This window comes from Pseudoclavibacter sp. AY1H1 (assembly GCF_002931055.1).
Classification (GTDB): Bacteria; Actinomycetota; Actinomycetes; order Actinomycetales; family Microbacteriaceae; genus Pseudoclavibacter.
This window is the reverse complement of sequence record NZ_PSXX01000018.1, coordinates 54,406-75,252: the sequence shown is the minus strand read 5'-3', so window position 1 is coordinate 75,252 and position 20,847 is coordinate 54,406. Positions and strand designations below refer to the sequence as shown.

Annotated in this window: 16 protein-coding genes; 10 read left to right on the top strand and 6 right to left on the bottom strand. The window is 67.6% G+C overall.

Annotated elements, in window-relative coordinates:
* Positions 1–56: 56 nt before the first annotated feature.
* The 3 genes from C5E05_RS19070 to C5E05_RS19060 all read right to left on the bottom strand — a co-directional run bounded on the left by C5E05_RS19070 (position 57) and on the right by C5E05_RS19060 (position 3,908).
* Positions 57–1,139, bottom strand: coding sequence for a hypothetical protein (locus C5E05_RS19070; RefSeq protein WP_104342810.1), 1,083 nt, complete (start codon positions 1,137–1,139; stop codon positions 57–59).
* Between the two features lie 155 nt (positions 1,140–1,294).
* Positions 1,295–3,046, bottom strand: coding sequence for a BCCT family transporter (locus tag C5E05_RS19065; RefSeq protein WP_104342809.1), 1,752 nt, complete (start codon positions 3,044–3,046; stop codon positions 1,295–1,297).
* A 73-nt stretch (positions 3,047–3,119) separates the two neighbouring features.
* On the bottom strand, positions 3,120–3,908 hold the full coding sequence (locus tag C5E05_RS19060; RefSeq protein ID WP_104242929.1) for an HAD-IIA family hydrolase: 789 nt from the start codon (positions 3,906–3,908) through the stop codon (positions 3,120–3,122).
* An 89-nt stretch (positions 3,909–3,997) separates the two neighbouring features.
* Between C5E05_RS19060 and C5E05_RS19055 the strand changes: the two genes are divergently transcribed.
* The 6 genes from C5E05_RS19055 to C5E05_RS19030 all read left to right on the top strand — a co-directional run bounded on the left by C5E05_RS19055 (position 3,998) and on the right by C5E05_RS19030 (position 13,377).
* Positions 3,998–4,177, top strand: a complete 180-nt coding sequence (locus C5E05_RS19055; RefSeq protein WP_068477200.1) for a hypothetical protein — start codon at positions 3,998–4,000, stop codon at positions 4,175–4,177.
* 79 nt (positions 4,178–4,256) lie between these two features.
* Positions 4,257–5,546 carry an MFS transporter gene (locus C5E05_RS19050; RefSeq protein ID WP_104299635.1) on the top strand — a complete coding sequence of 430 codons (1,290 nt, stop codon included), beginning with the start codon at positions 4,257–4,259 and terminating at the stop codon, positions 5,544–5,546.
* A gap of 116 nt (positions 5,547–5,662) precedes the next feature.
* Positions 5,663–6,892 carry a hypothetical protein gene (locus tag C5E05_RS19045; protein ID WP_146081188.1) on the top strand — a complete coding sequence of 410 codons (1,230 nt, stop codon included), beginning with the start codon at positions 5,663–5,665 and terminating at the stop codon, positions 6,890–6,892.
* Between the two features lie 242 nt (positions 6,893–7,134).
* Complete coding sequence (locus C5E05_RS19040) at positions 7,135–9,675, top strand: LuxR C-terminal-related transcriptional regulator (RefSeq protein WP_104342808.1); 2,541 nt, start codon at positions 7,135–7,137, stop codon at positions 9,673–9,675.
* A 255-nt stretch (positions 9,676–9,930) separates the two neighbouring features.
* Complete coding sequence (locus C5E05_RS19035) at positions 9,931–10,647, top strand: hypothetical protein (RefSeq protein WP_146081187.1); 717 nt, start codon at positions 9,931–9,933, stop codon at positions 10,645–10,647.
* Positions 10,648–10,845: 198 nt separating this feature from the next.
* Complete coding sequence (locus C5E05_RS19030) at positions 10,846–13,377, top strand: ATP-dependent Clp protease ATP-binding subunit (RefSeq protein ID WP_104242919.1); 2,532 nt, start codon at positions 10,846–10,848, stop codon at positions 13,375–13,377.
* A 75-nt stretch (positions 13,378–13,452) separates the two neighbouring features.
* Here the strand turns inward: C5E05_RS19030 and C5E05_RS19025 are convergent, their stop codons facing one another.
* Positions 13,453–14,403, bottom strand: a complete 951-nt coding sequence (locus C5E05_RS19025; RefSeq protein ID WP_104342807.1) for a permease prefix domain 1-containing protein — start codon at positions 14,401–14,403, stop codon at positions 13,453–13,455.
* Position 14,404: 1 nt separating this feature from the next.
* Complete coding sequence (locus C5E05_RS19020; RefSeq protein WP_104342806.1) at positions 14,405–14,740, bottom strand: PadR family transcriptional regulator; 336 nt, start codon at positions 14,738–14,740, stop codon at positions 14,405–14,407.
* A gap of 119 nt (positions 14,741–14,859) precedes the next feature.
* Between C5E05_RS19020 and C5E05_RS19015 the strand changes: the two genes are divergently transcribed.
* Complete coding sequence (locus C5E05_RS19015; protein ID WP_104342805.1) at positions 14,860–16,149, top strand: MFS transporter; 1,290 nt, start codon at positions 14,860–14,862, stop codon at positions 16,147–16,149.
* 10 nt (positions 16,150–16,159) lie between these two features.
* On the opposite strand, the gene C5E05_RS19010 is transcribed toward C5E05_RS19015, so the two are convergent.
* Complete coding sequence (locus tag C5E05_RS19010) at positions 16,160–17,089, bottom strand: Ppx/GppA phosphatase family protein (RefSeq protein WP_104342812.1); 930 nt, start codon at positions 17,087–17,089, stop codon at positions 16,160–16,162.
* A 67-nt stretch (positions 17,090–17,156) separates the two neighbouring features.
* Here C5E05_RS19010 and C5E05_RS19005 point away from each other — a divergent pair, with 67 nt between their 5' ends.
* From C5E05_RS19005 to C5E05_RS18995, 3 genes are all read left to right on the top strand, one after another.
* Positions 17,157–17,660, top strand: coding sequence for an amino-acid N-acetyltransferase (locus tag C5E05_RS19005; RefSeq protein WP_104242911.1), 504 nt, complete (start codon positions 17,157–17,159; stop codon positions 17,658–17,660).
* A 100-nt stretch (positions 17,661–17,760) separates the two neighbouring features.
* Positions 17,761–18,408: a hypothetical protein gene (locus C5E05_RS19000; RefSeq protein ID WP_104342804.1), complete on the top strand. Its 648-nt coding sequence runs from the start codon at positions 17,761–17,763 to the stop codon at positions 18,406–18,408.
* A 124-nt stretch (positions 18,409–18,532) separates the two neighbouring features.
* Entirely contained in the window at positions 18,533–20,839 is a 2,307-nt protein-coding gene (locus C5E05_RS18995) for a 5'-nucleotidase C-terminal domain-containing protein (protein ID WP_104242907.1), read from the top strand.
* The last annotated feature ends 8 nt before the right edge of the window (positions 20,840–20,847 follow it).

Below are 20,847 nucleotides of genomic sequence, written 5' to 3'. Positions count from 1 at the left end.
GGCGGGGAGCGAGGCGGGAAGTGCGGGGCGCGCGGGCGGGGAACTGGGGGTCGCGCCTACGCCGTGGAGGCCGTGCTCTTCTGGCTCTCCACGCGGTACTCGATCTCGGCGACGATCTTCCTGAGCGCGTAGATCGTGACGGAACGGCGTTGCGCTGGCGGATCCCACCCCGTGTGATCCTCGAACTCCAGCCGCTGCAGGTCGTCGAGGGCCGAGGAAGCGGCGGTGAGGCGTGCGTGCAGATCTGCTTCGCTCTGGTCCCAGGCGCGCAGCAGCTGCCCGAGCTGCTCTCCCGAGGCCTGCAGTGCACGCCCGGACTCGGGCTTCGCCTCGCTCCAGGACACTTCGAGGAACGGATCCTGGAGCTCGGCGATGTGTCGAGTGATGCGGCTGAGGCTGTCCAGCTCCGCCTGGACGGAGGAGCTGTCGAACTTCGCGCGAAGACCTCTGGCGTTGCCACGGAGGTTCTCCTGCACCTCGGCGACGAGCGTCTTCGCGTCGGCGAGTTCGCCGTCGAGGCGCAGCAGCGAGCTTCGCCAGTCCTTGAGGTCGTCCTCCGGAGCATCGCCGGCTGGTAGCTCCGTCGCTCGCTGGATGGTGTCGGCGATCGTGGTCTTGAGGGCGCTCATCGCCTCCATGGCCTGCTTCCGGCCGGTGGCGGGAGGCACGATGAGGTTCAGCCCGACGCCGATGGCCGCGCCGACAGCCATCTGCACGACGTAGCCGATGGAGAATCCGTCGGGATTCGCGCCGCCGACGACGAAGACGAAGAGGGCTGCGATGGGAATGTAGTCGCGGCCCGCGCCGAAGACCGGAATCCCTGCGAGCAGGGTGCCGACACCGACCGCGACGGGGACTGCCAGCGCCACGGGGGTGCCGAGGGTCAGGAGCGCTCCGGAGGCGAGCACGCCCAGGAGTACACCGACCACGACCTGGACGCTCGATCGCACGGATCCGGCCACGGTCGGGACGCTTGCGACCAGTGCGCCGAGGGGAGCGTAGTAGGCGTAGGCGTTCGCCTCCCCCGGGACGAGGTGTCCGGCGTACCAGGCGAGCGTTGCGGCGGCGGCTGTCTTGGCCACGTGGAGGAGTCGGGAAGGCGTGAGCGCGGGGAGGAGGGCGCCGGCGAGTTTCTGCATCCACTCCAGGGTGGGGCTTCGCGGTCAATGCTCGCTGAGGGTTGACATCCGGGGAGAGGGAGGGCGGGGGCGTGAGGTGCTGGCAGAGGAACAGGTAGGGGCCGGATGCGTGTGCATCCGGCCCCTACCTGGCTCGAGACCGACCCGCTCGGCGGTCAGCCGTTCTTGGGCTCGTCAGCCTGCGCCACGACCGCGACCTGGCTCGTCTGCGGGCCCGCAACGGGCACGTTCATGACGTTCGCCTTCCGCAGCCACGGGAACATCTTGCCGGGTGCTCGCTCGACGGGCTCGTCCACTTCGAGGCCGTAGAAGTCGCCGATGTGGCCGACCAGGGCGGCGCGGCTGGCCCGGTCGTAGGCACGTTTCTCTCGCGCGAACGCGAGGGCCGTCGCCCAGCAGGACAGGAGCAGGACGATCGAGAAGGGCAGCGCGATGCTGATCGCGGCCGTCTGCAGGGCGTTCAAACCGCCGGCGAGCAGGAGCGCGACCGCGAGCAGCGAGGTGATGATGGCGAAGAACGCGCGCACCCAGTGCTTCGGCTCAGCCTGGCCGCCGGTCGCGAGCATGCCCATGACCAGCGCGCCGGAGTCCGCGGAAGTGATGAAGAAGATCGCGATGAGGATGATCGCGCCGATGGTCAGCACAGCACCGCCGGGGAGCTGGGCCAGCATCTGGAAGAGGGCCCCTTCGACGTCGACCGAGCCGTCGCCCTGGACGAAGTCGGTGATGCCGTTCAGCTGCATGTAGAGGGCCGTGCCGCCGAGGACGGAGAACCAGAGGAAGGTCACGAGCGTCGGCACGAGCATGACGCCCGTCACGAATTCACGCACGGTGCGACCGCGGGAGATGCGGGCGATGAAGACACCCACGAACGGCGCCCACGACATCCACCAGCCCCAGTAGAACGTGGTCCACGCCGACTGCCAGTCGACGCCCGCCTCGCCGGAGAATGCGCTCGTCGAGAAGGTGAGGCTGACGAAGTTCTGCAGGTAGTTGCCGAGCGACTGGACGAAGTCGCGCAGCAGGAACTGCGTCGGTCCGACGATGAGGATGAAGATGAGCAGCGCGCCCGCCAGCGTGAGGTTGATGTTCGAGAGCCACTTCATGCCCTTGCCGACGCCGGAGATCACCGAGAAGAGCACGAACGCGGTGATGACGGCGATGATGGCGATGGACGAGGTCGTGGAGGACTCGAGGATGCCTGCGGCTTCCAGGCCCGAGCCGATCTGCAGCACACCGAGGCCGAGCGAGGTCGCGACTCCGAAGATGGTGCCGACCAGCGCGACGACGTCGATGAGGTTGCCCCAGCCTCCGCGAACGCGACGGCCGAGGAGCGGCTCCAGCGCCCAGCGCACGCTGACCGGTCGTCCGCGACGGTGGATGGCGTAGGCGAGCGCGAGGCCGAGCACGATGTAGATGGACCACGCGTGCACGCCCCAGTGCAGGTAGGTCTGCGAGAGGGCCTGCTGGGCGAGCTGGCTCTCGGTGCCGGAGACGCCGGGCTTCGGTTCGATGAAGTGGCTGAGCGGCTCGCTCACCCCGTAGAAGACGAGGCCGATTCCCATGCCGGCGGCGAAGAGCAGCGACAGCCAGCTGAGGTTCGAGAACTCGGGCTTGTCGTCGTCCTTGCCGAGCTTGATGTCGCCGTACTTGCCGAAGCCCATCACGAGGCTGAAGATCACGAAGAACGCCGCGATGAGCACGTAGTACCAGTTGAAGTTGCGCACGATCGACGACTGGACGGCGCCGAATGCGGTGTCAGCCGCGCTCGGGGCGAGGATCGAGAACCCGGCGAAGCCGATGACGATGATCGCGGCGGGCCAGAAGACCCACCGTTTGATCGTGGGTGGGCCCTTCTTCTTCGGCGTATCGGGAGCGGCTGCTGAGCTGGAGGAGCTGGAAGTCACTGCGCCAATGGTACGCGAGCTGCGGCAGATCGCTAGTTCGCCTAGCAATCAGGGCTGAGCGGGCGGGTCCGACTCAGCTCTCGCCAGCAGGCCGGACGAGTTCGTGCACGCCGGAGATGATCTCGTCGGGGCGGAACGGGTAGCGCTCGATCTCGCGCTGATCGCTGATGCCCGTGAGCACCAGGACGGTGTGCAGTCCCGCTTCCATGCCCGCCACGATGTCGGTGTCCATCCGGTCGCCGATCATGGCCGTGTTGTGGGAGTGCGCGCCGATCTTGTTGAGCGCAGACCGGAACATCATGGGGTTCGGCTTGCCGACCACGTAGGGTTCGCGGCCGGTCGCCTTCGTGATGAGGGCAGCGATGGCACCCGTCGCGGGCATGGGGCCATCGGCGCTCGGGCCGGTCGCGTCGGGGTTCGTGACGATGAAGCGCGCACCGTTGCCGATGAGGCGGATGGCCTTCGTGATGGCGTCGAACGAGTAGTTGCGGGTCTCGCCGACGACGACGAAGTCGGGGTCGGTCTCCGTCATGATGTAGCCCGCGTCGTGCAGCGCCGTGAGCAGTCCCGCCTCGCCGATGACGAACGCCGACCCGCCTGGCAGCTGCTGGCGCAGGAAGTCCGCCGTCGCGAGCGCCGAGGTCCAGAGCCGATCTTCCGGGACGTTGATGCCGCTCGAGCGCAGGCGGGCCGCGAGATCGCGCGCCGTGAAGATGGAGTTGTTCGTGAGCACGAGGTACGGGGTATCGTCCCGCTGCCACTGCGCGAGCAGCTCGACAGCACCGGGGAGCGCGGCCTGCTCGTGCACGAGCACGCCGTCCATGTCAGTGAGCCAGCATTCGACGTTCGAGCGATCGACCATGTGCACAGCCTAGGCGGATGCGCCGACACCGAGTCGGATGTGCACAGACTCGCCGGTACGCGAACGGCTTCGCGTAGACTCCCTCCATCATGGACTTCTTCCTCAACGCGCTCTGGTCGCTCATCCCGACCGTGATCATCGGGGCTGCGTTCTTCTGGATCCTCACCTCGATCCTCTCCGGCGATCGTCGCGAGCGCGCCATGGCCGACAAGATCGAGCGCGAAGAACGCGCTCGCCTCGGCCTCCCTCAGCTCGACGCGAACAGCTAGCGCGCCACCTCACCTTCCCTGCTCTTCCTCGACCCCCTCACCGAAGAGGGGGTCAGTTCTCGTCGTCTGGAACCGACCCATGTCACTCCTGCTCAACTGGGCGTCCCCGAAGCCGCTCGGCACGCCCTTCCGATTCCTCCTCTCCTCGTCACTGTTCTCGAACCTCGCCGACGGCATCCTGATCGCGGCGGGCCCCCTGCTCGTCGCGAGCCTCACCAGGGACCCGCTGCTCGTGTCGCTGGCCCTGGTCGTGCAGCAGCTTCCGTGGCTCGTGTTCGGCCTCTTCGCGGGCGTGGTCGCCGACCGCCTGCCCCGCGTCGCGATCATCGTGACGGGGGCGCTCAGTCGCGTCCTGATGCTGGCGGTCATCGGGGCCCTCGTGCTCACCGACACCATCAACCTGCCGATCCTCTACATCGCGCTGTTCCTCGTGGGGTCGGCGGAGGTCTTCACCGACAACGCCTGGACCTCGATCGTGCCCGACCTCGTCCCGTCGAAAGAGCTCGGCATCGGGAACTCGCGACTCATCGCCAGCCAGACCGTCATGAACCAGCTCGCCGGTCCCGCGATCGGCGGTGCCATCTTCGCGGTCGGGCATGCGATCCCGTACGGCGTGACCGTCGTCTCCCTGCTCTTCGCTGTGGTGCTCGTGTCCCGGATCACCTCACCGCCCGTCTCGACGGCGACGACCGGGCCGATCGAGACGGTGCGCTCGGTGGCCCGCGTGCGTCGGGACATCGCGAGGGGATTCGCCTGGCTCTGGCAGAACCCGCCGGTCCGGACGCTCGCCATCATCCTGTTCGCGTTCAACATCACGTACGGCATGACCTACGGCGTGCTCGTGCTCTATGCGAAGCAGCGTCTCGGACTGGACGATGCCGGCTACGGGCTGCTGCTCGCGGTCTCGGCACTCGGTGGGCTCGTCGGCACAGCGCTCTACGGACGCCTGGAGCGCCGCTTCTCCTACACGAGCCTCATGCGCACCTGTCTCGCGCTCGAGACGGTGCTGCACCTGGTTCTCGCGGCGACGGCGAACGTCATCGTCGCTGGCCTCACGATGTTCGTCTTCGGCATGTACACGGTCATCTGGGCGACGCTCGCGAGCACCATCCGCGGGCGAGCCGTCCCGAGCCGCATGCGCGGACGGGTCTCGAGCGTCTACTTCCTCGGGATGATCGGCGGCATGGCCGTCGGCACCTTCGCAGGGGGTCTCATCGGCCAGGGCTTCGGCATCGTCACCACGATCTGGGTCGCGTTCGGTGCGAGCATCCTCATCCTCGCGCTCGTCTGGCGTTCCCTGGTGCACGTCGGCAGGGCTGGTGAGGTCAGAGCAGACGGCGAAGCAGCCGGTTCTCCGGCGGCGAGTTGAACCTCGGTGGGGCACGGCGGGGCTCGCTCTGGGGGAGTCCTCAGATACCTCCGGGGAGCGACGCGTAACCTGATCGTCGTCGTGCTGGATCGAGGACGCGGAGGAGGGTGCTGACGATGCCGCGTTCTGCCCTGCCCGTCTTCATTGCGGCCGTCATGATGACGATGCTCGCCGGATGCGCTTCCGGGCCGTTCCCGTCCGTGCAGACCGCGCTCGAGTCGTTCAATCAGACCCTCCGATCACTTCCCGGCGTCGAGGCGTCGAGCCTCGACCGCCCGCCGGTGGATGGGGCCGTCAAGGTCGACCTCGTCGTCACGCTGGCCGAGGAGGTGACCGAGGAGGAGCTCGCGGACATCGGCGACTACGCCTCCACCTTCCCGACCGTCCAGCTCGACAAGGGCCAGTGGGCCGGGACGGTCGAGCTCAGGCTTGCGGGGTCCGCATACTCGTACTTCGATCTCACGACTCCGGAGTCGCTCCACGCCCAGCTCGGCTACTGGCGAGAGCTGGCGGCAGTGGGGTTCGAATCGATCTCCACACGGACGTACTCGGCGCCGGTGTCGGCTGGCATGTTCGAGGTGACCGATCAGGCATCCGGTGCAGCAGCGGACGGTCTCACCTCGCAGGAGACCGAAGCACAGCCGTCCGAGACGCAGGCTCCCGGCGACCCGGCGCCCGCGACTGTCTCGCCGACGGAGTCCAGCGCACCCTCCCTGTCTGCGGCGGCTCGCGGGCGACTGATTGTGGTCGAGCTCTCGAGCGAGGAGCGCGGCGATAGCGAGCGCACGACGCAGCTCCTCGAGACCGCCCGCGCGATCCACGACCCAGGCGCTGCCACGGGGGAGTGGGACCTCATGGGTCTTGCTCCGTTCACGACCGGCCAGTTCGTGCAGAGCGAGCTCCCCACCGCCGAGCAGGTCGAGTTCGTCCGGGAGACGAGCGCGGTGTTCGACGAGTCGGAGCAGCTCGCGAGCGTCCACGTGCGCGTGGATGATTCGGCCCTCGGCGGGACCCAGGTCAACGTCACCGCCTTCGACGACACGATGCAGGGAATCAAGGCGGGCGAGGCGGCCAAGGCGTTCCGGGAGACCGTGGAGTGGCAGGAGCTGCGTGACCTCGTCCCGGAGCTGCAGCGCACGAATAGGGACTTCAGCGTCAACTTCGTGGGGAACAACCTCACGGGCCTCGGCGTCTTCGAGTTGAAGTTCGGTGTGCGTGACTGTGAATTCTGGTCGGGGTCGCAGTGGCCGGATCTGACGCGCGAGCTCCAGCTCACCTGGGGCTCGAGCCTTGATGGCGCCGGCGCGCTCACCATGGCCGAGCAAGTTTGCGCTGATCAGCGCTAGATTGCAGGTCGATTCTCCCTCGGGAAGAGCATTCGATGAGTGTCGATTCGCCCGTCCCGCGCCCGCCAGAAAGTGGCAAACCTCTGGTGTGGTATGGCATGATCCCCGGTGAATCCCCGGTCACCCGGATCTCGTCAAAGCTGGATCAGCGAGTTAGAGTCATGACCATCCATTTGGTAGGTGAGTATTCATGGACTTGAGCTGGGGTGAATTCAGTGCACGCAACCACGCGAGAACTACTGGTGAGGCAGCGCCTCCTCCGGGCGCTCGACGATGATTCGACGCGCATCACCCTGCTCCACGCGCCGAGCGGATACGGCAAGACGACGCTCCTGCGGATGTGGGCCGAATCCGGTCGCCACACGGGCCGCCTGCTCTGGGTGACCTTCAGCACCGCCACGACCACCCGCAACAGCGTCTGGGAGCAGATCGCGCGCGCGGCCCTCCGCGAGGGCCTCCTCACCAGCCTCGAATACGACGACCTCGTGACGCTCATCAACAGCGATGACTTCGAGAAGCGCGACCTCGTCGTGGCCATGCGCAGTGAGGTTCCCTTCACGATCATCATCGACGGCTACGAGCGGCTCGGCGACCTCGTGCCGATTGTCGACCAGGACCTCCTCAGAGGCGCCGAGAGCGTCCCGAACATGCGGGTCATCATCGCCGCGAGGGGCCGCACCACGCTCGACCAGTCGAGGCTCCAGCTGCAGGGCCGAGTTCGTGTCGTGACCAACATCGACCTGGAGTTCACGGAGGCCGAGGTCGCGGCCTTCTTCGAGCTCGTCGTGGGGCAGACCCATATCGCGACGCCAGCGGAGGTGTACGAGGCGACCGGTGGCTACGCCATCGCCGTCCGCGCGGCCATCCTCGAGCTCTCCCGGTCAGGCCCGCGCGCATTCCACTGGCGCGAGAATGCGCTCAACTCGACGAACCTCTCCGGTCAGCTGCCCAACGCCGAGCTCGCCAGGTTCGCGAGGATCACCAGCGTCGTGCCGTACTTCGACGCCTCGCTCGCGCGGATGCTCGTGCCCGACCTGGATCCGGACGCGGCGATCGAGATGCTCGAAGCGGACGGCTTCGGCAGGCACATCTCGTTCACCCGCAGCAGCAGGGCCTTCCAGTACGTCACGGCGCTCCGCGAGGCGCTGCACGAGGAGCTGCGGGCCGATTCCCCGGCCGAGTATCGACGCGCAGCCTCTCTCGCCGCGGCGTGGTTGAGCGCAAACGGCGACCCGGAAGGGGCTCTCGAGCTGGCGCTCGAGGTCGACGACTTCGACCTCGCGTCACGCATCTGCGCACGCCTGCTGCTCACGGTCGTCGAGGCCTACACGACGGATCGCTATGTATCGCGGCTGCAGCACCTCCCGCAGGACGTGCTCGTCGCGTACCCCGTGCTCGCGTTCGTGCTCGGCCTCGCCCGTCTCGCCAACCCAGTGCTGCGCAGCGGTGCGAAGCCGCTCCTGCAGATCGCGGCCGGGATGCGCATCCCGAGCGACCTCTCGGTCGCACGTCGCTGCGAGTACCTCTGCTTCAAGGTCTTCGCGCTGCGCACCCTCGGGAGGTACCTCGAGTCGGCTGAGCTCGCGCGGGAAGCGCTCGGCCTCGCCGCTGCCCAGTCCCGGGTGGGGGCGTCGCCCACGCTGTCTCCGGTCTTCACTCGCGGGGCGGCGCTCTCGCTGTTCCTCGTCGGCGACATGACGGGGGCGCACGCCGCACTCGAGGAGACCTTCGTGGTGCCGCAGTCGAACAGCTCCCGCAACCTGTCGTTCTGGGACGCGGCGGGCTACAAGGCCATCGATGGTGACATGCCCGCCTCGGAGGCGATGCTCGCGCAGGTCGAAGATGGTGCGTGGATGACGACAAGCTCGCGCGGACACCTCGGCACCTTCGGGCATATCGCGAAGTCCTACGGGTATCTCGAGCGCGGTGAGTGGATGCAGGCGCAGGCGGCTCTCGAGGATATCGAGCGCTTCACCGTCACGTCCGACCTCTGGCCCTACCTGCAGGAGCCCGTCATGCTTGCTCGGCTGGCGCAGGGCGAGGCGCTCGCGGAGGCCAGGCGGGTCGAGGAGATGCTCGAGGGCCCGCTTGCCGCCTCTGGGGTCGGCGAGAGTCTCGGCCTGTTCCGCGTGAAGTCCCTTCTCGTCGTCCTCTGGCTCGCCGCCGGTCGCCCGGCACGCGCACGCAAGCTGCTGGAGGGGTACGCCGTCGACGACTTCCGGACGCTGCCGGCAAGGTCGCTGCTCGCTCTTGTCGACGGCGACACGGATCAGTCGATGCAGTGGGTCTCGCGGTCGCTGGACTTCGTGACGACGCCGAGGATGCGCATGGCGATGCACCTCATCGGCGCGGCCGGTGCGCTGCGCGATGGCGACCGCGACGTCGCCCGGAGCATGGTCGGCCTCGCTGCCGGGCTCTCGCTCCAATATGGGCTCGTCTCGCCCCTGCTCATGCTGCCCGATCGCGACCGCAACGCGCTGGCTGAGCTCAGCCGAGAATCCGGCGGCGCGGATGACATCGCGATGTTCGACTCGCTCGACGTGGTGACGAACTTCCAGGAAGTGAGCGCCATGCCGCAGTTCACGGAGCGCGAACGAGTCGTGGTTCACGCGCTCGCAAGGCACACCTCGCCGACGCGGATCGCCGAGGAGCTGTTCGTCTCGCCAAACACCGTGAAGACCCAGTTGCGCTCTGCCTACAAGAAGCTCGGTGTCCACACGCGGCCAGAGGCCCTCCGTCGCGCCGAATCTCTGGGCCTGCTCCGGGATCGCAACGGCGAGTAGTTCGTCGCTCTTCTGTTCCGCAAGCCACTCCGGGGTGAAGCCCGGGGTGGTTTCGTCGTTGGTGCCCGGGGAAATTGGTGGGCCATTTAATTGTAGATACAACTTAGGGTGAAGTCTGGGGTGACTTCACGAGAACGGATTCGAAACCGGGGTGCTATTGAGCCGCTCGGTACCTCCGAACTGGATGCACCGGCGAACCACGCGCCCACCGGCGCGGAAGCAACTTCCCCCGATCTGCTCCGAAGAGGTTCCCCCTTGTCAGAAACCCCCAGCTCCTCATCCGCCCCAGTCACCACCGACGAGAAGGGCGGCACCACTCGCCGCTCCGTGCTGCGCGCCGCCGCGTGGACAACCCCCGTCATCGCCCTCGCAACCGCCGCGCCAGCGCAGGCGGCCTCCCGATGCGTCATCAAGACCAACTACAACGCGCTCAAGACGGGCACCAAGCCCACGAGCATCCCCTTCCCCGGCACCGGCGTCACCGCGACCCTGAGCTACCTCGGCTACGGAGGCTTCACGGGCTCGTCGACCAACGGGACCGTCCAGGACGGACCACAGGGTGGCAACCCGCAGTCGCTCAAGTGGATCAAGATCGAGAACGGGACCGCCCGCTCCGGCAGCGGCGTCGACGTCAAGATCGTCTTCAGCGAACCGGTCACGAAGCTCTCGTTCACGATCTTCGACCTCGACTGGGCGCCGGGCAACCACCGCGACGCCGTCATCGCCACGACCACGCCGACCTCGTCCACGCGAGCATCCGCGCTCGAAGGCAGCGGCACGCTCGCAAGCCCGTGGCGCAAGGCCACCGAAGGCGAGATCCCCAGCACGTCCCTCAACGGCAACGTGCAGCTCTTCTACACGGGTCCCATCAGCGAGGTCACCTTCCGCTACTACCAGGACCTCAAGAAGCTGGACGCCAACCACAACCAGCTCATCGGGCTGAGCGACCTCGCCTTCGAGAAGTGCCTCTAGCGCTCGGAAGCTGAAGAAGGGATGCGCCGTCGCGCGGTCGAAGAGACCAGCGGCGGCGCATTCGCGTACCTGGGCGACGCATCCGCACGCCCAGGGCGAACAGGGGAGGGAAACGGAGGTTGACGCCGTTACTCTCTCTGTACACGGCCCCCGACCCTGTAGCCAGGTGTCGAGGTCAGGGAGTCGAAGGAGAAACGGATGTTCGAGAGATTTACCGACCGCGCCCGTCGCGTGATCGTCCTCGCCCAAGAAGAGGCGAAGATGCTCAACCACAACTACATCGGGACCGAGCACATCCTCCTCGGCCTCATCCACGAGGGTGAAGGGGTCGCCGCCAAGGCGCTCGAATCCCTCGACATCTCGCTGCCTGCCGTACGTGAGCAGGTCCAGGAGATCATCGGCCAGGGCCAGCAGCGTCCGACGGGGCACATCCCGTTCACGCCGCGAGCCAAGAAGGTGCTTGAGCTGTCGCTCCGCGAAGCGCTGCAGCTCGGCCACAACTACATCGGCACGGAGCACATCCTCCTCGGCCTCATCCGCGAGGGCGAGGGTGTCGCAGCTCAGGTGCTCGTGAAGCTCGGCGCCGACCTCAACCGGGTGCGCCAGCAGGTCATCCAGCTGCTGAGCGGATTCCAGGGCAAGGAGCAGGTCGTCGCGGGAGCGGACCAGCCGCAGCAGGCAGCCCAGGGCTCCGCCGTGCTCGACCAGTTCGGCCGCAACCTCACGCAGGCCGCTCGCGAGGGCAAGCTCGACCCCGTTATCGGGCGCGAGAAGCAGATCGAGCGCGTCATGCAGATCCTGTCGCGCCGCTCGAAGAACAACCCCGTCCTCATCGGCGAGCCGGGCGTCGGCAAGACCGCCGTCGTCGAGGGCCTCGCCCAGGCGATCGTCACGGGGCAGGTTCCCGAGACGCTCAAGGACAAGCAGCTCTACTCACTCGACCTCGGCTCGCTCATCGCCGGGTCCCGCTACCGCGGTGACTTCGAAGAGCGCCTCAAGAAGGTCACCAAGGAGATCCGCACACGCGGCGACATCATCGTCTTCATCGACGAGATCCACACCCTCGTTGGTGCGGGTGCCGCCGAGGGCGCGATCGACGCCGCGAGCATCCTGAAGCCGCTCCTCGCGCGAGGTGAGCTGCAGACGATCGGCGCCACCACGATCGACGAGTACAAGAAGCACTTCGAGAAGGATGCGGCGCTCGAGCGACGCTTCCAGCCCATCCAGGTCGAGGAGCCGTCGATCGCGCACACGATCAACATCCTCAAGGGGCTCCGCGACAAGTACGAGGCGTTCCACAAGGTGTCCATCACCGACGACGCCATCGTCGCCGCGGCAACCCTCGCCGACCGCTACGTCTCCGACCGGTTCCTGCCGGACAAGGCGATCGACCTCCTCGACGAGGCAGGCGCCCGCCTCCGCCTCTCGGTGCTGTCCTCGCCCCCCGAGCTGCGCGAACTCGACGAGAAGATCGCGATCGTTCGCGCCGACAAGGAGCAGGCCATCGAGCTGCAGGACTTCGAAGGCGCCGCGTCACTGCGCGACGACGAGAAGAACCTCCTCGGCGAGCGCCTTCGCCTCGAGAAGCAGTGGAAGTCGGGCGACGTCAAGTCCACCGGCACCGTCGACGAGGGCCTGATCGCCGAGGTCCTCTCGCAGGCCACCGGCATCCCCGTCTTCAAGCTCACCGAGGAAGAGACCGCGCGTCTCGTGTTCATGGAGGATGCCCTGCACCAGCGGGTCATCGGCCAGAACGAGGCCATCGCGGCCCTGTCCAAGACCATCCGCCGCACCCGCGCCGGACTCAAGGACCCGAACCGTCCGTCCGGCTCGTTCATCTTCGCCGGCCCGACGGGCGTCGGAAAGACGGAGCTCGCCAAGGCGCTCGCGGAGTTCCTCTTCGACGACGAGTCGGCGCTCATCTCGCTCGACATGTCCGAGTTCGGCGAGAAGCACACGGTCTCGCGGCTCTTCGGTGCCCCTCCAGGGTTCGTCGGCTTCGAAGAGGGCGGCCAGCTCACCGAGAAGGTGCGCCGCAAGCCGTTCTCCGTCGTGCTGTTCGACGAGATCGAGAAGGCTCACCCCGACATCTTCAACTCGCTCCTCCAGGTGCTTGAAGAAGGCCGTCTCACCGACGGCCAGGGTCGCGTCGTGGACTTCAAGAACACGGTCATCATCATGACGACCAACCTCGGCACGAAGGGCATCTCCGGCGGCCCCGTCGGCTTCCAGCTCGAAGGCGACGCCTCGGTGTCGTACGACAACATGAAGTCGAAGGTCAATGAGGAGCTCAAGAAGCACTTCAAGCCCGAGTTCCTGAACCGCGTCGACGACACGATCGTGTTCCCGCAGCTCTCCACCAACGAGCTGCTGCAGATCGTGGACCTCTTCATCGGTCGCCTCAGCGAGCGCATGCTCGACCGCGACATGACGGTCGAGATCACCGAGCTCGCGAAGCGCAAGCTCATCAAGGTCGGCTTCGACCCGACGCTCGGCGCTCGCCCGCTGCGCCGCGCCGTGCAGCACGAGGTGGAAGACCTTCTCTCCGAGAAGATCCTCCGCGGCGAGCTCAAGGCCGGCGACCACGTCGAGGTCGACTACCCGGAGGACGAGTTCGTGTTCAACGTCTCGAAGCGCCTCGTCCCCGAGACGGTCGCGGCAGGCGGAGTGACCTCGCAGGCTGAGGGCATCATCGCCGACGCCGGTGAGGGTGACGCGCCGACCGCGTAACCTCCGCACGCGCATCCGACGAAGCCCCCGCATCCACGTGATGCGGGGGCTTCGTCGTGCGCGCCCCGTCGCCCGCTAGCGGGTTGCCTTGCGGAAACCGTCCCAGATGTCCCAGACGCTGGTGGCGAGGACTCCGAAGGCGATCATCACGGTCACGATGGTGGTCACCGTCGCCGCGCTGTCGGCGCTTGGGATGACGGTGGCGAAGAAGTCCGGGTTGAGCAGCAGGCCGCGACCCAGGGTGGTCAGGAGCAGCGACATGAACAGGACCGCGAGCACCGCGTTGGCCCAGGCGAGGGGCAGCGTGACGCGGCCCGTCCGGTAGAGCGCCACGCTGTAGGCCGCTTCGAGCACGAAGAGCACCAGAAGCGCGAGGGCCCACCACGGCCAGAGGTCGTGGCCGAAGAACGACAGGCTCGGCTGCGTCGGCACGAAGCCGATGAAGCGGTCCCAGACGACGGCGCCGGTCCCGAGTGCGAGGAACACGAGCGAGGCGATGAGCTCGGATCTGCCCGCACCGGTCTGGCGGATCTCCGGCAGGTCGGCGACGCTCCACTGCTCCTGCTTGGACTGGCCACCGGAGCGCTCGAGCATCACGAACACCAGGGTCGTCCAGAACGTGACGTGGATGATGACGCTGAAGGTGACTGCCGCGACCTCGCCGATGATCTCGCCGATGGTGCTGCCGATGAGCGTCTGCGCGATCGCGACACCGAAGGCCGCGCACACCGGCACGATCCACAGCAGGGTCTTCAGGAGCCGCCACCACATGAGGTAGTAGCGAGGCCCCACGAGGAACAGTCGGCGGTCGGTGTAGCTGGCGGCGAGCAGCTCAGGGTCGCCGAGCTCGGTGAGCACGGCCACCTCGGCGGCATCGCCCGCCTCGCCGGATTCGACTCGCGCATCGACGAGGTCGCGGATGGAGGCGCGCAGCTCTGCTTCGAGGTCGGCGCGCTGGTCGTCGGGAACCGTGCGCATGGCGGCGCTCACGTAGCGCTCGGTCAGGGTGTCGGTGATGGTCGTCATGTCAGGCCCCTTCTGGGAGGTGCTCAATCGCCTGGGCGAGGGAGCGGAAGTCGGTGGTCATCGCGGCGGCGAGTGCGGCACCGGATGGGCTGGCGCGGTAGAACTTGCGAGGTCGCGCCTCGTCGGTGTTCCACTCGCTCGTGAGGTGACCCTGCTTCTCCAAGCGGCGAAGGAGCGGGTAGAGGGTGTTGGCGTCGGTGTCGAAGCCTCGGGATTGCAGTGCCTCGAGGAGTCCGTAGCCGTAGCCCGGCTCGGCGAGGAGGCGAAGGCATGCGAGCACGACGGTGCCCCTGCGGAGCTCCTGCAGGTGGATGTCGTGCGTCTCTTCTGGGCCCATGACTCACACCATAGTGTGCGTCACACAGTGTCGTCAATGACACTGCAAGAGCGCGCAGCGAGCGTGCAGTGCCGGCGGCCCTGTCCGGTGCGCGACCGGACGGGCTTACGCTGGAACGCGTGCCTGCATCCCCGTCACCCTCGTCACACGGCAAGCCGAAGAAGGAAGCCACGCTCGCGCAGGTGACTCTGCTGGCGCTCCTGCCGTCGTTCGTGTTCGCGATCGGCGAGGGAGCGATCATCCCGATCATCCCGACCGTGGCGGTCTCGCTGGGAGCCGGCATCGAGCTGGCCGGGTTCATCGCCGGGTCGCTCATGATCGGCCAGATGATCGGCGATCTTCCCGCCGGTGCCGTCGTGCAGCGCCTGGGGGAGAAGCGGGCCATGCTCGCGGCCCTCGGGGTGAGCCTCATCGGCATCCTGCTCTGCTCGTTCGCCGTCGCGCCGTGGATGCTGCTCGTCGGGGTCGTCATCATCGGCATCTCCGCCGCCAACTTCAACCTCGCGAGGCACGCGTTCCTCACGACCTACGTGCCGCTGCGCTACCGGGCGCGAGTGCTCTCGACGCTCGGCGGGGTGTTCCGCGCCGGCTTCTTCGTCGGGCCGTTCATCATCGCGGGACTCCTCGTCCTGTTCGATGCTCCCAAGTACGGGTTCTGGGTCTTCGTCGTGTGCGGCGCGGTGGCCGCGCTCATCCTGCTGTTCGCGCCGGACCCCGAGACGGTCGCACGCCCGTCGCATTCCGCGAAGGCGCCGGTCTCAGCGGGGGATGAGGGTGCGGGGGCTGGCGTGCCCGAACGCCTCGGCGTGTTCGCGACGATCCGCGCCAACGCCGGCGTGCTGGTCCGGCTCGGGACCGGTGCGGGAATCATGGCAGCGCTGCGGGCGGCGCGCAACGTGATGCTGCCGCTGTGGGCGCTGTCGATCGGCATGGACACCGCCACGGCGGTGCTTGTCATCGGCGTGAGCGCCGGCGTCGACTTCGCGCTCTTCTTCGTGTCCGGCTGGGTCATGGACCGCTTCGGTCGAGTGTGGGGCGCCGTGCCGGCGCTGCTCGGCCTCGGCGCGGGCTTCCTGACACTCGCCTTCACCCACGACCTCGTCGGGGACGCCGCTCAGCAGTGGTTCACGGTGCTCGCGATCTGGCTGGGCTTCGCGAACGGCATCGGCTCCGGCATCCTCATGACGCTCGGCGCCGACCTCGCGCCGCGCCAGGATCCGGCCCCGTTCCTCGGGGCCTGGAGGCTCATCACCGACTCGTCGGCAGCATCCGTGCCCGTCATCGTGGCGGTGGCGACGGCGGTCGTGTCGATCTCGTTCACGTCCGGGATGCTCGGGGTGCTTGGGTTCGTGGGGGCGGCCCTCATGGGGTGGCAGATCCCGAAGCACGTCCCGCGACAGCGGCGGTGACGCCGGGCGCTCAGTGCGGGAGGCGGTCCAGGTAGTCGAGGAGGACCCCCTCGCGCATGGCCCACGGGGACACGTCGAGCTGCTTGATGTCGAAGACGTGCATGACCTCGGAGAGGACGACGCCGCCGGCGACGATCTGCAGGGCCCGGTCGGTGGTGATGCCAGGGAGCGCGGGGCGCGCCTCGGAGCGCAGCTTCGCGAGGCGGGGCACCCAGTCGTCGAGCTGCCACTTCTGCAGGGTCGTGCGCTGCCCCGCGCCGATGCCGTCGATGGACGAGCCGGCGAGGCGGGCGAGGGAGCGGATGGTCTTGGACGAGCCCACGAACTGGTCGGGTCGCGCCCCGCCCTCGAAGGTCTCCGCTGCTTCCTTGATGAGCTTTCGTGCGTACTTGCGCAGCTCCTCGACCTGATCGTCGGTCGGCGGGTCGTTGTGCAGGAAGTTGACGGTGCTGCGACCCGCTCCGAGCGGCACCGAGATGGCGTGCTCGGAGAGCTCGTCGTCGCCGACCGCCAGCTCGAGGGAGCCGCCGCCGATGTCGACGAGCATGATGCGCCCGGCGGCCCAGCCGAACCAGCGGCGGACCGCAAGGAACGTCGTGCGCGCCTCCTCTTCGCCGCTCATGACCTGCAGGTCGATGCCGGTCTCGCGGTGGATGCGCTTCAGCAGCTCCGGCCCGTTCTTGGCTTCGCGGATGGCGCTGGTGGCGAGGGGCATGAAGTGGTCGAGCTTGCTCTTCTTCACCGCATCGGCGGCGCGGTGCATGGCTTCCATGATCTTCGCGACACCTTCGTCGGAGATGGAGCGGTCGGCCTGCAGGTAGCGCATGAGGCGCAGCACGCTCTTCTGGGACGTCTCGGGGACGGGTTTCGCGCCGGGGTGGGCGTCGACCACGATGAGGTGGACGGTGTTGGATCCGACGTCGAGAACTCCAAGGCGCATGACCGTGATGTTACCCGTGCTGTCGTCCTGAGCGTCCTGCTCTCGTGCCCGCGCGTACGCTGGTCGGATGCAGGAGATCACCATCAGACGGGCCACCACGCACGACATCGTGGGCATCAGCGAGCTCATCCAGCCGCTCGTCGACCGAAACGTGCTCCTGCGAAAGGAGCTCGTGACGCTCTACGAGGCGGTGCAGGAGTTCCGGGTGGCGGTCGATGAGCGCGGGCAGCTGGTCGGCTGCGGCGCGTTGCATGTGCTCTGGCGCGACCTCGGCGAGGTGCGCACCATCGCGACGGCGGACTCGGTTCGCGGCACCGGTGTCGGTCACGTGATCCTCGACCGGCTGATGGCGGACGCCCGCCAGCTGGGCCTCGAGCGCCTCTTCTGCCTCACCTTTGAGACGGGGTTCTTCGAGCGGCACGGTTTCGTCTCGGTCGGCGAGCAGATCGTGGATGCGGAGACCTACGAGATGATGCGCCGCTCGCCGGACGAGGGCGTTGCGGAGTTCCTCGACCTCGCCCACGTCAAGCCCAACACGCTTGGCAACACGCGCATGCTGAAGGTGCTCTAAGAGCCAGTCTCCGCCGCCGCGACGGGCTCTTCGGGCGCGTCGCAGTGGTCGCACGGTGCGCCTCACGGGAGTCCCAAGGACGGGTCCGTACCCTTGGCGAGTGAGTTCGACCCGCAGACCAAGCAAGGCCGTCTACCGCCGTCGGCGGCTGGCGCTCCTCATCGTCTGCGTGCTTGTCATCGGGGCGCTCATCTGGGGAATCGCGAGCCTCTTCGGGGCGGGTTCCGGCGAGCCCGGCGAAGCCTCCGCATCCGGTGCGCCGACGGCGTCGTCCGCCGCGACGGCGTCAAGCGACGGTGGTGGGGCGGCCGAGGCGACACCGACGCCCACTCCGACTCCGACGGGGCCCGCCGAGTGCGCAGCCCCTGAGCTTGTCGTCTCGGCGATGCTCGATGCGACGAGCTACGCGCCCGACGCGCAGCCTCAGCTGTCGCTCTCGATCGCCAACACGGGCGGCGAAGCGTGTGTCATGAACGTCGGCACGGCCGTGCAGGTCTACACGATCTCGAGCGGCGCCGACGTGATCTGGGTGTCGTCGCACTGCCAGACCGACCCAGCTGACGAGATCGTCACGATCGGTGCCGGGCAGTCGGTGACAGCCCCTCCCATCACCTGGGTGCGCGAGCGTTCCTCGCTCGACACGTGCGGGACCGACCGGGCGGATGCGGTGGCCGGGGGTGCCTACTACCAGCTCGTCGTGAGCGTCAACGGCATCGCGTCGCAGCCGGCGACGTTCGTTCTCGACTGACTCGCGCGGGGTGCCCGGGGGCTTTCGCGAAAATCTCCTGAACGTTAACCTTGAAGACAGTGTGAGCTGAGAGCATCCTCACGTTCCGCACGATTCCGTCCGTTCGTCGATCGCCAGGAGACTCATGACGACGCCCACTCGCAAGCGCGCCACCGCTGCCGCTGCCGTTCTCGGCACGGCAGCTCTTGTGTCTGCCTTCGCGGCACCAGCTCAAGCAGCCGTCCTCTCGCCGAGCTTCATCACGCCCACCGACGGCGCGAAGCAGATCAACCTCATCGGCTTCAACGACTTCCACGGTCGGATCCTCAACGGCGAGAAGTTCGCCGCCTCCGTCTTCGAGGCGCAGAAGGAGTTCGGCGAGGACAGCAGCCTCGTCATCTCCAACGGCGATGCTGTCGGCGCGAGCCTCTTCGAGTCCTCGATCCAGCAGGACCAGCCGACGATCGACCTGCTCAACGCGATCGGCGTGGACGCGTGGACGCAGGGCAACCACGAGTTCGACAAGGGCATCGACGACGCCACCGGCCGGCTCGCCTCGGCGACCAACGGCCCCGATCTCGCCGCGAACGTCACGCTCGCGGACGGCAGCCACCCCTTCGACACGCACGCCATCTTCGATGTCGACGGCGTCAGGGTCGCCGTCATCGGGGCCGTGACGGAGGAGACCTCGGCACTCGTCTCGCCCGACGGCATCACGGGCGTCACCTTCGGCGACCCCGTCGAGGCGGTCAACGAGGTGGCTGCCGAGATCACGGCGGCGAAGTCGGCCGACGTCATCATCGCCTCCTACCACGAGGGCGCGCCGAAGTCCGACGCTCCTCTCGATGAGAACCAGGAGAGCAGCACCTTCCGTTCCATCGCCGAGGACACGGCCCCCGAGGTCGACGCGATCTTCAACGCGCACACGCACCAGACCTACGCCTACGACGCCCCGAACGGTGCATCGACCCGTCCCATCGTGCAGGCCGGGCAGTACGCGGAGAACCTCGCGCAGGTCGTGCTCACGGTCGACGCCGCGGGCAACGTGACCGCCTCGGACAGCTCCATCGTGCCCGTCTACGACTCGATTGACCCAGCGACGCTGAAGCCCGACGCTGCCCCGCCGAAGAACCCGGCGCCCATCGAGTACGTCAACGACAAGCGCATCATCGACATCAAGGCGAAGCTCGACGCAGCCATCGCGACGGCCGACGTGCTTGGGGCTGAGGTCATCGGCACCCAGCAGGGTGACATCTCCAGGGCGAAGACGTTCGTCCCCGACTCCATCGAGATGGCCGAGGATGGCTCCACCACCGGTGTGGTCGCCGAGGGCGGACAGGACAACCGTGCGGAGGAGTCGTCGCTGGGTGGCATCGTCGCGCAGTCGATGCTCGAGTCGATCAGTGACACGGGCCGCTTCGACGTCGACGCGGCGATCATCAACCCGGGTGGTCTCCGTGCTGACCTGCTGGACAACGACGGTCAGATCACGTACAAGGAAGCCGCGACGGTCCTTCCCTTCGCGAACAACCTGTCGGTCGTCAGCATCTCCGGCGCGGAGCTGAAGAACGTGCTCGAGGAGCAGTGGCAGCTCACCGCTGGCGGCGAGGTGCCGTCGCGCGACTACCTGCAGCTCGGGCTGAGCGACAACTTCACGTACGCGTTCGACAGCTCGCGGCCGCGCATGGAGCGCATCGTGTCGCTCTCCATCAACGGTGAGCCCGTCTCGAGCGGCCAGGTCTACAACGTGGCGATGCCGACGTTCCTCGCCGCGGGTGGCGACAACTTCCACTCGCTGAACAACGCCGAGAGCGTCAAGGACACGGGCCTCATCGATCTCGACGCGTTCGTCAACTGGGTTCGCGCGAAGACTGCCGCGGGATCGACTGGTGTCGTCCCGGATGTTCAGCGCAACGGCTTCGAGGTCGTCGGCCTGCCCACGGACAACAAGTTCCAGGCAGGTGAGAGCTACTCGCTGAAGGTCGCGAAGTTCAACCTGCAGTCGGTGGGATTCATCCAGAGCTCTTCGGTCACGGTGTGGCTCGGCGATGAGCAGATCGGCATCGGGTCTGTCGACGTCGCTGCTGACGCGAACCTCGTCGATGTGAGCTTCACCGTTCCCGTCGACTCGACGGTGGGGGATGGCACGCTGACGTTCCTCGCGGACCTGTCTGCGGCATCCGTCGCCGTGCCGGTCTCGGTTCAGGCGGCCGCTGAGACGCCGACCGCGACGCCGGGACCGACGGTCTCCGTCACCCCGACCGCGACCGTCGAGCCGACGGCAAGCGCCACGGCTGCGCCGGTTCCGACGGCGGACGCCGGAGACGGTGCCCTCGCCACGACCGGAGCTGACGAGAACGCCATGTTCGCGGCTATCGCGGGCGCGCTTGCGCTCCTCGTCGCCGGTGGCGCCGCGATCCTGCTCCGCCGACGCGCGGGCAGCGACGCGTAGCACGCGCA

Excerpts from the sequence above, each read along its gene's own strand:
- C5E05_RS19055 (WP_068477200.1), top strand. The coding sequence starts at position 3,998 with ATGGACTTCTTCCTCAACGCGCTCTGGTCGCTCATCCCGACCGTGATC.
- C5E05_RS18995 (WP_104242907.1), top strand. The coding sequence starts at position 18,533 with ATGACGACGCCCACTCGCAAGCGCGCCACCGCTGCCGCTGCCGTTCTC.
- C5E05_RS19030 (WP_104242919.1), top strand. The coding sequence starts at position 10,846 with ATGTTCGAGAGATTTACCGACCGCGCCCGTCGCGTGATCGTCCTCGCC.
- C5E05_RS19020 (WP_104342806.1), bottom strand. The coding sequence starts at position 14,740 with ATGGGCCCAGAAGAGACGCACGACATCCACCTGCAGGAGCTCCGCAGG.
- C5E05_RS19050 (WP_104299635.1), top strand. The coding sequence starts at position 4,257 with ATGTCACTCCTGCTCAACTGGGCGTCCCCGAAGCCGCTCGGCACGCCC.
- C5E05_RS19025 (WP_104342807.1), bottom strand. The coding sequence starts at position 14,403 with ATGACGACCATCACCGACACCCTGACCGAGCGCTACGTGAGCGCCGCC.
- C5E05_RS19010 (WP_104342812.1), bottom strand. The coding sequence starts at position 17,089 with ATGCGCCTTGGAGTTCTCGACGTCGGATCCAACACCGTCCACCTCATC.
- C5E05_RS19045 (WP_146081188.1), top strand. The coding sequence starts at position 5,663 with ATGCCGCGTTCTGCCCTGCCCGTCTTCATTGCGGCCGTCATGATGACG.
- C5E05_RS19060 (WP_104242929.1), bottom strand. The coding sequence starts at position 3,908 with ATGGTCGATCGCTCGAACGTCGAATGCTGGCTCACTGACATGGACGGC.
- C5E05_RS19005 (WP_104242911.1), top strand. The coding sequence starts at position 17,157 with ATGCAGGAGATCACCATCAGACGGGCCACCACGCACGACATCGTGGGC.
- C5E05_RS19070 (WP_104342810.1), bottom strand. The coding sequence starts at position 1,139 with ATGCAGAAACTCGCCGGCGCCCTCCTCCCCGCGCTCACGCCTTCCCGA.